Here is an 11,863-nt window from a genome sequence, read left to right as displayed (position 1 = left end):
GCACGCTATTAAGGATGATTGTGATGCGCCTTAGCACTCAATATATGTTTCAAAACAATATCAACAGCCTTTCCAGTTCGATGAATACCGCCAACGATATCAGCATGCGGTTATCAGCAGGTCAGAAGTTGCTGACCCCCTCTGACGACCCGTCAGGCGCGGCGCAGGCCATCATGTACCAGAACTCTCTGGCGAATATGAAGCAGTTTGATACGGCCCGTGGTTTTGCAAAGGATGCACTCAACTTTGAAGACAATACCCTTAACTCGCTAAGTAATATTCTGACCAAGAACCTGAGTGAAAAAATCGTAGCCGCCGGTAATGGCACGATGTCTGATGCAGACCGTCAGGCGGTGGCGACGGAATTGCAGGGGATCCGCGACAGTATGCTGGATATTGGCAATGCCAAAAACAGCAATGGGCGTTACGTCTTCGCCGGTTATAACACCGGCACGGCACCATTCCAAAAAGACGGTACCTACATCGGCGGCAACACAGCTATGACGCAGATTGTGGCGGACAGCACGGAAATGCAGGTCGGGCACACCGGCAGCGACGTGTTCATGAGCGGAACGCCGGACGACCTGTTTGCCCAGCTCGACAGCGCGATTGCCGCACTTAACACTCCGGTTACCGATGACGCGGGACGCGAAGCCCTGCAAAAGACCCTGGATAGCGTGAACGTTTCCATCAAAAAAGGCATTGATAATCTGGGTCGCGTTCAGGCAGAAGTCGGCACCAACCTTCAGCAAATTGATGCCCTGAACGCCACGTCGATGGTTCAGCAAATCAATGTGGAAAGCAGCCTGCAAGAGACTGTCGGGTCTGATTATTCCACGTTTATCACGCTGGTGAATCAGTCAAAAATGGCAGAATTTACCCTGAATGCATCAATGATGGTTTTCCAGACCATGCAGAAGATGAATATTTTTAACATGTAAATCAGTGCATGACTGAAGGCGGCTGCCTCCGCGCGATCACTCCATTATTACGATGTCGTATGAGGGTCATTATGTTTAAAGGATTAAAGATATCGACAGGCATTACCGGGATTATCGCAACCCTGGCGCTGTTTATTGTGGTGATCGCCGCACTCAGTCTGATGAATGCGATGTCAGCGAAAAATAATTTCGCCCGCATGGCCACTTCTGTGGACAACACCACTGAGATGCAACATGCCGTCTTTAATCTCAACGGCGGCCTGGCGCATGTGAACGCCCTGATGCTGGAAACCAGTCTTAACCGTCCGGTAAACCCTGATGCCATCACCACGGTGAAGGGGATTTTCGCCCAGGCGGAAACCAATATGAAAGCTTTCATGGCGACGCCTTTTAATTCAGAAGAGGAAAAACAGGCCGCCGGTGATCTGAGCAAACAATTTGAAAAGGTGCTCAGCCTGTCGCGGGATAAAATGCGCTTCATCGCTGACCCGGCTCAGTTACCTGACGCGCTGGATCAGGAATGGAGTGAGCGGATGTCGCTGCGGGATAAAATCGACACCTATGCTGCGCTTTCCGCAGAGCAGAATCAGGGATATATCGGGAACGCTGAACGCGATTATCACAACATGATCATCATGGCGGTCATTGTCCTGCTGATATCGGTTGCCGTGACAGTGACAAACCGTATCTGGGTGCGCCATGCGCTGGTGTTGCGGATGGAACAAACCTCCCGTTCGATCAGAATGATTGCCAGCGGTGATCTGAGTCAGAAAATTGAAACCGGCAATCCGAATGAACTGGGGCTGATGCTGGCAGAACTGGAAAGTATGCGCGTTTCCCTGACGGAAACCGTTTCCGGCGTGCAGTACGGCGTGAAACAGATTTACCTGAATGCCCGGGAAATTGCGCAAGGTAATAACAATCTTTCGTCACGAACTGAAGAACAGGCGTCGGCGTTGCAGGAAACGGCGGCCAGCATGGAAGAGCTGAAAACCACCGTGCGTCATAATGCCGACAATGCCCACACCGCGCGTCAGCTTGCCGAGGGCGCGAGCAGTAATGCGCAGAAAGGCGGCAACGTGGTGTCTGACCTTGACGGTATCATGCAGGAGATCACCAAAAGTTCCCGTCAGATTGCTGACATCAACTATGTCATCGACAGCATTGCCAGCCAGACCAATATCCTGGCGCTGAATGCCGCTGTTGAGGCGGCCAGAGCCGGAGAGCAGGGACGTGGTTTTGCCGTGGTGGCGGGTGAAGTTCGCAATCTGGCAAAACGCAGTGCGGATGCGGCAAAAGAAATCAGCCAGCTGATCACCACCTGTGTCAATAATATGAGCACCGGTTCTCAGCAGGTGGAACAGGCCGGAAGGGTGATGAAGGAAATTGTTAATTCAGTCACCCAGGTCACCGATATTATGGGTGAAATAGCGTCAGCCTCGGATGAGCAAAGTGTCGGGATTAATCAGATTGCCCAGGCCGTCAATGAAATGGATCTTGTCACTCAGCAGAACGCGTCGATGGTAGAAGAAGCCGCGCTGGCTTCCAGTAATCTGGAAGCACAAACCGAATCCCTGGAAAAAATCGTCGATAAATTTTCTCTTAATGAGAAGGACGTTACCCTTGACGGAGATCAAAAAATACAGGGAGCCACTTTTACGGCCAGCATCCCCGGAAAAAAAGTCACACCAAAAATAAATCCGGTGTTGCAGGAAGAAGAGTGGGAAACGTTTTAAATCAATCTCAGCGGTTATAATTTTAATTAATTTACAAATATCGGTGGTGATAATTCACAGCGTGATGATTACAGGCGGATGATTGAATTTTAAGAGCCGGATTGCGCAATATAATTCGGTCTTATCAGGCTATATGATTTCAGATTATTCCTTAATAATTGTTATCCCTTTTATACGCCGGATATCGTAATTGTGAATGGTATTTACACCCATGATGGAGTGGTGCAAAAGGACGAGTTGTGGTTGAAATACCGTTATTTAGTTCGTCACGAAGCACTACGGTTACAGGCCAGATTACCCCCTTGCGTAGAGCTGGATGACCTCATTCAGGCTGGCGCAATCGGGATGCTGACCGCCATTGACCAGTTCGACCCTAAGAAAGGGATCGGCATGAGTACCTATGTCACCCAACGTGTGCGCTGGGCGATGATAGATGAACTTCGCGATCGCGACTGGGTTCCCCGGCGTGTGCGCACCAATGCCAGAGAAATTTCTGCTGCCATCAGGGACATTGAGCAGCAGACCGGCGGTATCGCCGCAGAGGCGGAAGTGGCAGCCTACATGGGCATTTCGCTGGAAGAATACCAGCAAATGTTAGTGGATACTAACAGCAGCCAGTTCTATTCCCTGGAAGAATTACAGGAAGAATCCGTCAGTGATGTTGAGCAACCGGGCGCACAGCATGAGATGCTCAACCCATTACATGAATTAATGAAAGGCAAGCTGGCGAAACAAGTGAGTCAGGTGATTAAAGAACTTCCGCAACGTGAGCAGGTTTTGTTGAATTTGTATTATCAGCAGGAACTGAACATGAAGGAAGTGGGCATTATTTTGGGTATCACGGAAACAAGGGTTAGCCAGTTACACAGTCAGGCAATCAAACGAATTCGCGCCAGAATGGATGCTGTTAAATAAAGTGTGTAGGAATTTTCCTACTCGGTTTAAATATTATGTAGGGCGTTTGTAAATTTTTATCGTATAGCGAATAAATAGGGGTTTATATCAAGGATAAAGTAATTCTTAGTGAGGTTTTCGCTCTGAAGCGTTGAGCTTTTAGGTCATTATCGTTATTATTCAAATAATGATTTCCAACGCCATTTTTACTTTGAAATATGAGGTAAGATGGAGAGTCTCTATTTGTCAGCGACAACTCTTATGTTGCCTGTTGCATGCGGGGTCTGACCGGGGAAATGTCATTATTTGTCTTTATGACAAAGCCGTTGTAATGGTAAAAATAATCAACAGGTTACTACTTCTTATGTGGTAGTTATTGCTGAACCTATAGCTTCAATTATTTATTTTCAACGAATTAATTAACGTCCTTTCACCGACAATCCGTAAAGGATCGAGTAACGAAAAAATGAATATAGACAACGTTGACGAACAGCTTCAAAGAATTCATGACATTAACCTTTCTTACCTGCTGCTGGCTCAGCAATTGATCAGAGAAGATAAGTTTGCTGCAGGATTTCGCCTCGGGCTGACTGAAGCAACGATAGATGCAATAAAAGAACTTTCTCTGCCGCAGCTGATAAAACTGGCTTCCACCAACCAGTTAATTTGCCGCCTGCGCGTAGATAACGAAATTGTGATCGATAACCTGACGAAAGACTCACGTATCGAAGCCTTACAGCAAATTCATACAGGGATCATTTTATCCACCAATCTGCTTAACTCACTCTCGGAGAACAGCCCTACACCAGGTTAACGGATAAATGGATTAATGGAGAATGTGGTTATGAGCGAAAAAAGTATTTTACAAGAAATCAAAGAAGTCCAGATTGCCATGCAGCTGATTTCCTTTGGTGCACGCATGCAGATGCTGGAGAGTGAAACCAGTTTAAGTCGCAGAAGATTATTGCGTCTTTACAAAGAGTTAAGAGGATGCCCGCCCCCGAAAGGCATGTTGCCGTTTTCCGAAGACTGGTTTATGGCGTGGGAGCAAAATATTCATTCATCTATGTTCTATAACATCCATCTTTATTTGCAGAAAACCGAACCTTGTCGCCCGATTGAAGCCACGGTGAAAGCCTATCGCTTATATCTGGAACAATGTCCGACGCCTCCGGGTGAAAAACCTGTATTGGGTTTAACACGCGCATGGACGTTATTACGGTTTATCGATTGTGGAATTATAGAGCATACAGAATGTTGTATTTGCGGTGGCGGATTTGTGGTCACGAGTGAACACTCTAAGAATCCTTTTACCTGTAGCTTATGCAGTCCACCTTCGCGCGCCATTAAAAAGTGCAAAGTGGCCGATTCCTCAACGGATCACCCGGCCAGTTCTGCGGCAAATTAAAATAAGCCGTTAAAAATGTTGTTGAAACCTGGTGTCGCCACGATGTGATACGGCCTCCCCGTATGTCAATTTTATGGCTACTGAACACATGGGTAAGATCTGGATATTGAATTATTTAAGGAGCACATGTGCTAGTCATTATTGGATACGTGGTTGTTATTCTGACTGTTTTTGGCGGGTTTGTGATAACCGGCGGACAGCTCGGTGCACTCTATCAGCCGGCAGAACTGTTAATTATCGGGGGGGCAGGTGTCGGTGCATTTATTGTCGGGAATAATGGCAAATCTATTAAAGCCACGCTGAAAGCGTTTCCTCATTTATTACAAAGTTCACGTTATACCAAAGCGCTTTATATGGACCTGATGGCCATGATGTTTCTGCTGCTGACCAAAGCCAGACAGAACGGCATGATGAACCTGGAAAGTGATATTGAAGATCCGCAGAACAGTCCCATTTTCTCCGCTTACCCCCGTTTGCTGGCTGATGCCTCACTGATGAATTTCGTTGTCGATTATCTGCGCCTGATGATAAGCGGCAGCATGAATTCGTTTGAAATCGAAGCGCTGATGGATGAGGAAATCGAAACCTGCGAGCACGAACATGAAGTCCCGGCTAACAGCCTGAACGTGATTGGCGACGCGTTTCCGGCCTTTGGTATCGTTGCCGCGGTGATGGGCGTGGTGAATGCGCTGGCGGCCGCTGACCGACCGGCTGCGGAACTGGGCGAGCTGATCGCTCACGCCATGGTGGGGACGTTCCTCGGTATTTTACTGGCTTATGGGTTTGTCCTGCCGCTGGCCTCCGTACTGCGCCAGAAGAGCGCGGAGCAGATCAAAATGCTGCAATGCATCAAGGTGACATTGCTCTCCAGTATGAATGGTTATGCGCCGCAGATTGCGGTGGAGTTCGGTCGTAAAACGCTGTTCTCCAGCGAGCGTCCAACCTTTATTGAGCTTGAAGAACATGTGCGTGAAGCGAAGTCTTCGGCCAGCTCGGAAAGCACGCCATCATGAACAAAAGCCCCGGTCCGGTAATCATTGTCCGTAAGCGCAAAAAGCATAAACACGGCCATCACGGTGGCTCCTGGAAAATTGCGTACGCCGACTTTATGACGGCCATGATGGCTTTCTTTTTGGTCATGTGGCTGCTGTCATCCTCAACCCCTTTGCAACGTGAACAAATCGCGGATTACTTCAAGATGCCGCTGAAAGTGGCGATGGGGAAAGGGGATAAAACCAGCCTGAGCAGCAGCGTGATCCCCGGCGGCGGGGATGATTTCATGAAGCAGGACGGTGAGGTATTCAAACAAACGCTCACCCGGCTCGACAGGCAAAAGAATGCGCAAAATTTACGCCGCGCCCATGAAAAACTGGAAAGCCTGATCCACAACGATCCTCGTCTGAGCGATTTCCAGTCCAACCTGCGACTTTCCCTGACCGATGACGGATTGCTTATCCAGATCATTGATACACAGGAACGGCCGATGTTCAAAGTCGGCAGTAAAACGCCGGAGCCTTATATGCGCGGCATTCTTCAGGCGCTGGTGCCGGTGCTCAATGAACTGCCCAACCGTATCAGCCTGACCGGGCATACGGATTCTCTGCCTTATGCCAACGGCGAAGCCGGTTATGGCAACTGGGAGCTTTCCTCCGATCGCGCCAATGCTTCGCGTCGTTCCTTAGTCTCCGGTGGCCTGGCCGATAACAAATTCCTGCGCGTCATTGGTACTGCCGACAGAATGAGCCTGGAAAATCTGCGTCCCGATGACCCGGTAAACCGCCGCATCAGTATTCTGGTTCTCAGCATGAATAAAGAAAAATCGATTCTGGAAGAGGATACGGTTATGCAGCAGGTCACCGATAACCAGGGCAGTGAGAAAATTAAAGCTGAGCTGAAAAAAATGTCAGGCGGCGTGGATGTTGAGCCTGCCGGTTCGGTTACCGTCAATCCTTTACAGCAATCTTCTCAGGGACAAGGTCATTAAAAATGGATATCAGTGATTTTTACCAAACCTTCTTTGATGAGGCAGATGAGCTCCTGGCCGATATGGAAAGGCACCTTCTGGAGCTGGATTTCATGTCGCCCGACAAGGAAATGCTGAATGCCATCTTTCGTGCCGCTCACTCGATAAAAGGAGGAGCAGGAACCTTTGGATTTACGGTTCTGCAGGAAACGACGCACATCATGGAAAACTTACTGGATGACGCCAGACGGGGAGAGCTGACGCTCACTGACGCCATCATAAATCTGTTTCTGGAGAGCAAAGATATTATGCAAGATCAGCTTGATGCGTATAAATCCTCGCAAGAGCCTGACCAGGAAAGTTTCCGCTATATCTGTGAAGCGCTCCGCCAAATTGCACTGGAAGATAAACAATCCGCCACGCCAGCGGCGTCTGCGGCAGAACCCTCTGCGGAACAAACCGCTGAACAACCGGCAGCGCAGCCGGTTCCGGTCAGTGCAGAAACCAGCGGCCAGATGCTGAACGTCAGGCTGAGCGGGATTTCAGCGTCAGATAAAACCGTGCTTCTGGAAGAACTGGCTAATCTGGGCGACGTGCTGAGTCACCAGCAGGGTGAAGATTCCCTCGAGGTTGCGTTGCAGACCGGTGTCTGTGCCGACGATATTCTCGCAGTACTCTGTTTTGTGCTGGAACCCGGACAAATTACGATCACCCCTGGCTCCGCCAAATCCCTGGCTGAGGCTGAAGTGCCCGTACCAGCAGTGCCTCAGGAAATAAAACCTGTGGAAGAAAAACCTCAGGAAGAAAAGCCAGTCGCCGCGCCGCCGGTACCCGCGACAAAGCCTAAAGCCACACCACGCGCACAACCTGCCGAGTCCAACAGTCTGCGTGTGGCGGTAGAAAAGGTGGATCAAATCATTAATCAGGTCGGCGAGCTGATCATCACGCAGGCCATGCTGTCACAGCTTTCCGGCGTACTGGATCCGACCCTTCATGACACCCTCATCAGCAGCATCGGACAAATGGAACGCAATGCGCGTGATTTGCAGGAATCGGTGATGTCGATCCGCATGATGCCGATGGAATATGTGTTCAGCCGCTTCCCGCGTCTGGTTCATGATCTGGGCAGTAAACTGAATAAAGAGATCGAGCTGACGCTGCGCGGCGGATCGGCAGAGCTGGATAAAAGCCTGATCGAACGCATTATTGATCCGCTGACGCATCTGGTGCGCAACAGTCTGGATCACGGCATTGAACCTGCGCAGGTGCGGCTGGAGAAAGGCAAACTGGCTAAAGGCAATCTGATCCTGTCCGCTGAACACCACGGCGGCAGCATTGTGATTGAAGTGATCGACGATGGCGCCGGACTGAACCGCGAGAAGATCCTGGCGCGTGCTCATTCACAGGGACTGGCGGTCAGTGAAAACTGGAGCGACAAAGAAATCTGGATGCTTATCTTTGCGGCCGGGTTCTCCACCGCAGAAAAAGTGACTGATGTTTCGGGTCGTGGCGTCGGGATGGACGTGGTGCGCAGGAATATTCTGGCAATGGGTGGCCATGTCGAAATCCATTCTGAGCAGGATAAAGGCACCACTATCCGCATCATTCTGCCGCTGACGCTGGCGATCCTCGACGGGATGTCCGTGCGGGTGGGCGAGGAGATCTATGTCCTGCCGCTCGGCACGGTGATGGAGTCCCTGAAACCGTCGGAAAGCGCGCTTTACAATATGGCCGGTGATGAACAGATGCTGTTAGTGCGCGGCGAATATCTGCCGCTGATTGAGCTGCATCAGGTCTTTAATATTGAAAGTGAAATTCGCCAGGCCAGTGACGGTATTGCGGTCATTCTGGAAAGTGCGGGTTGTCGCTATGCCTTGCTGGTTGATCAGCTTATTGGCCAGCATCAGGTGGTAGTGAAAAACCTTGAGCTTAATTACCGTAAAGTGCCGGGTATTTCCGCCGCCACTATATTAGGCGATGGCAGCGTCGCATTGATCCTCGACGTGGTTGCTCTTTTAACGCTGAGTAAGAATAAAAAGATCGCCGCCAAAAAAAATCAACTTGTCCCTACTGCGTAAGGTAATTTCATGCATTTTTCCGGAACAGAAAAACAATTTAGCGAAAAGAATGTGGATCAGGAATATCTGGTCTTCACATTAGGTAATGAAGAATACGGGATCGAGATCCTCAAAGTTCAGGAGATCCGCGGTTGCGATCGTGCGACACGCATTGCCAATTCACCTGATTTTATTGTCGGGATCACTAATCTTCGCGGCGTCATTGTGCCGATCATTGATCTGCGGGTGAAATTCCAGCTTGAGTCTGCGGAAATTAACGATAATACCGTCACCATTGTGTTGAATCTGTGCAACCGCGTGGTGGGCATTGTCGTTGATGGCGTGTCTGATGTGCTTTCCCTGAAAGCGGATCAGATCAAACCGGCACCGGATTTCACCGTCACGCTGTCCACTGAGTATCTGCTGGGCCTCGGGTCGCTCGATGACCGTATGCTGATCTTGGTCGATATCGAAAAACTGCTGAACAGTGACGAAATGGAAATCGTAGAAAAAATGGCGGATGCCACCTACGAATAATGCCCGGTTGTGAATGACAGGTTCTTAATGACAAACGGATAACCGTCTGTCAGAAGCTGCTGCAAACCTCAAAATCATTAATTTATATAAAGAGAGCCTTTCTTAAATAGTCAGGCTTTCTGTTTTTATTGTGCCAGGAAGTATAAGCGCTTATTACATTCATGTTATGAAACTTAATAGGAAATATTATTTTGTTATCATTAATTAGTATTAAAAAAATGGTCCAGGGCCATCTCTATATTATTGCCTTTTCGTTTATCCTTCTTGCGGGATTAAGTTTAAAAATATCGGATATTTCGCGCAGTAATTCTCAGGATATTACCAGCTTAAACAGCCGGGTTAAATTATTAGATCAGGCCATGTACAAGTTAATGATGATGCGCGGCGATGTTCTCTTTCTTAAAACCGCGTCTTTGTCTAATGAACAGGTATCAGAGGGTTGGGCTAACGCCATTAATGCCAGCAACAGTGATATCCGTCGCAGCATTGATCAGTGGGTAAAAGAGAAAAAGGCTGACGCCTACACGCAGGAGTTATCTGACAAGGCAGGTGCGCTGTTTAGCCAGATCACCGATAACTATATGGCGTTCTTCAAAGATATTCATGGCAGTGCCGCGATTATCGATAGTACCGATAATTTGATCACCGATCTTGAAACCGTCACCGGCAGTTATTACACCGTAGCCGATAAGCTCACTACGCAGTACAAAGAGAGAGCTGATTTTTTACATGACCTGTTATGGATAACCATCGCCATTGTCGTGGTGTTGTTTGTGATTTTGTATGTCTCACTTTCGCGCTATATCACCCGCATGGTGATCAGCCGCCTGTCTGAGGCTTCCGCGATCTTCTCGGCAATCAGTCAGGGAGAGCTGGTGAGCCAGGTGCCGGATTATGGCCGTAATGAAATGGGCAAACTGTTCAGTAGCATTGAAGAAATGCGCGCTTCGCTGGTGAATATCATTTCCGGTGTGAAAGGGGTGGCGGTCAACCTGCGCCACAATGCGGTAGAAATTGCCCACGGCAATCAGGATTTGTCTTCGCGAACTGAAGAACAGGCCAGTGCCTTGCAACAGACTGCGGCCAGTATGGAAGAGATCAAAACCACGGTTGAAAATAATACCGCGCATGCCCGTGAGGCCAATCATCTTGCTAACGAAGCGAAACAGATGGCCGACAGCGGTTCACAAATCATGGTCGATGTTGTCCGCTCAATGAGCACGATTGCCAGCCATGCCAGTCAGATTTCGAACATTATCAAAGTGATCGACGGGATTGCCAGTCAGACCAACATTCTTGCCCTGAACGCGGCGGTGGAAGCCGCGCGTGCCGGTGAGCAGGGGCGTGGATTTGCTGTTGTGGCAACCGAAGTGCGTAATCTGGCCCAGCGCAGCGCCGATGCAGCCAAAGAAATCCGCGGGCTGATTGAACACTCGGTACAGGATACTGAAGCGGGCAGTAAGCGCGTCGATTCGGCCAAAAATACGATTGGCGATATTGTTGATATCGTCAGTAAAGTCAGCCACATCATGCAGGACATCACACAAGCGTCTGAAGAACAGAATATGGGCATTCAGCAGGTGGCAGTGGCCATTAACCAGATGGATGTGGTGACCCAGCAGAATGCGGCGTTAGTCGAAGAATCAGCGGCGATAACGGTGATGATGGATGAACGCACCGGTGAGCTGGAAAGTATGGTGTCGGTTTTCCATACTGAAACAGAACGTCACGAAGCCTGAACCCGGAACGTTAATTAAAGAACCTCCGTAAGCAGTGAGAAATATTATTAAGGGGCGGCAGAGTATTCTGTCGCCCTTTTTTATTGCTGATGTTTTTATTATCAATCTTGTTTACTGTTCTGATCATACCGGCAATAAAAAAACCCCCCGGTCCGTGAAGACCGGGGGGATGTGATACTGACTAACGTATTACAAACTGACTTAGCGCAGCAGAGACAGTACGTTCTGCGGAACCTGGTTAGCCTGTGCCAGTACGGTCACACCTGCGGACTGCAGGATGTTCGCGCGGCTCATGTTAGACACTTCAGATGCGAAGTCAGCATCAAGGATACGTGAACGGGATTCAGACAGGTTGTTCACGGTGCTGTTCAGGTTGCTGATAACAGAATCGAAACGGTTCTGTACCGCACCCAGACCGGAGCGCAGTTCATCAACCTGTGCCAGTGCATCGTCAATCGCTGTCAGCTGACCAACGCCTGCCATTTGATCGGCAGTCGCGGTGGTGCCTGCAGAGAAGGACACGGTATCAGCCGCGCCGCCGGAACCTGCGCTGAAGGTGGCGTCCATGGTGATCGCCACATCTGCGCC

11 protein-coding genes are annotated in these 11,863 nt (G+C 49.3%); 10 read left to right on the top strand and 1 reads right to left on the bottom strand.

The window, feature by feature from the left end:
• Positions 1-23: 23 nt before the first annotated feature.
• The 10 genes from flgL to J1778_RS12685 all read left to right on the top strand — a co-directional run bounded on the left by flgL (position 24) and on the right by J1778_RS12685 (position 11,275).
• A complete protein-coding gene (flgL, locus tag J1778_RS12730; RefSeq protein ID WP_217173485.1) occupies positions 24-941 on the top strand; it encodes a flagellar hook-associated protein FlgL in 918 nt (305 codons plus the stop codon).
• Between the two features lie 71 nt (positions 942-1,012).
• Positions 1,013-2,677: a methyl-accepting chemotaxis protein gene (locus J1778_RS12725; protein ID WP_217173484.1), complete on the top strand. Its 1,665-nt coding sequence runs from the start codon at positions 1,013-1,015 to the stop codon at positions 2,675-2,677.
• Between the two features lie 192 nt (positions 2,678-2,869).
• Complete coding sequence (locus J1778_RS12720) at positions 2,870-3,592, top strand: RNA polymerase sigma factor FliA (protein WP_217173483.1); 723 nt, start codon at positions 2,870-2,872, stop codon at positions 3,590-3,592.
• 445 nt (positions 3,593-4,037) lie between these two features.
• Positions 4,038-4,385, top strand: coding sequence for a flagellar transcriptional regulator FlhD (flhD, locus tag J1778_RS12715; protein ID WP_238484697.1), 348 nt, complete (start codon positions 4,038-4,040; stop codon positions 4,383-4,385).
• A 30-nt stretch (positions 4,386-4,415) separates the two neighbouring features.
• Positions 4,416-4,979, top strand: coding sequence for a flagellar transcriptional regulator FlhC (flhC, locus tag J1778_RS12710; protein ID WP_217173482.1), 564 nt, complete (start codon positions 4,416-4,418; stop codon positions 4,977-4,979).
• Positions 4,980-5,107: 128 nt separating this feature from the next.
• The gene (gene motA / locus J1778_RS12705; protein WP_217173481.1) at positions 5,108-5,992 is read left to right on the top strand and encodes a flagellar motor stator protein MotA; all 885 of its coding nucleotides are present in this window, start codon (positions 5,108-5,110) and stop codon (positions 5,990-5,992) included.
• Positions 5,989-6,963: a flagellar motor protein MotB gene (motB, locus tag J1778_RS12700; protein ID WP_217173480.1), complete on the top strand. Its 975-nt coding sequence runs from the start codon at positions 5,989-5,991 to the stop codon at positions 6,961-6,963. The genes motA and motB overlap by 4 nt, the downstream gene beginning before the upstream one ends.
• Positions 6,964-6,965: 2 nt before the next feature.
• Positions 6,966-9,020 (top strand): chemotaxis protein CheA, encoded by a 2,055-nt coding sequence (gene cheA / locus J1778_RS12695; protein ID WP_217173479.1) that lies wholly within the window; start codon positions 6,966-6,968, stop codon positions 9,018-9,020.
• A 9-nt stretch (positions 9,021-9,029) separates the two neighbouring features.
• Positions 9,030-9,536, top strand: a complete 507-nt coding sequence (cheW, locus tag J1778_RS12690; protein ID WP_112287685.1) for a chemotaxis protein CheW — start codon at positions 9,030-9,032, stop codon at positions 9,534-9,536.
• A 359-nt stretch (positions 9,537-9,895) separates the two neighbouring features.
• On the top strand, positions 9,896-11,275 hold the full coding sequence (locus J1778_RS12685) for a methyl-accepting chemotaxis protein (protein ID WP_238484696.1): 1,380 nt from the start codon (positions 9,896-9,898) through the stop codon (positions 11,273-11,275).
• 201 nt (positions 11,276-11,476) lie between these two features.
• On the opposite strand, the gene J1778_RS12680 is transcribed toward J1778_RS12685, so the two are convergent.
• A partial coding sequence (locus J1778_RS12680) for a flagellin (RefSeq protein WP_274388756.1) occupies positions 11,477-11,863 on the bottom strand: 387 nt, incomplete at its 5' end.

Source organism: Rahnella bonaserana (assembly GCF_019049675.1).
GTDB classification, from domain to species: Bacteria; Pseudomonadota; Gammaproteobacteria; order Enterobacterales; family Enterobacteriaceae; genus Rahnella; species Rahnella bonaserana.
Note: the sequence above shows the minus strand (reverse complement) of the source record. Positions and strands in the feature narration are given on the sequence as shown.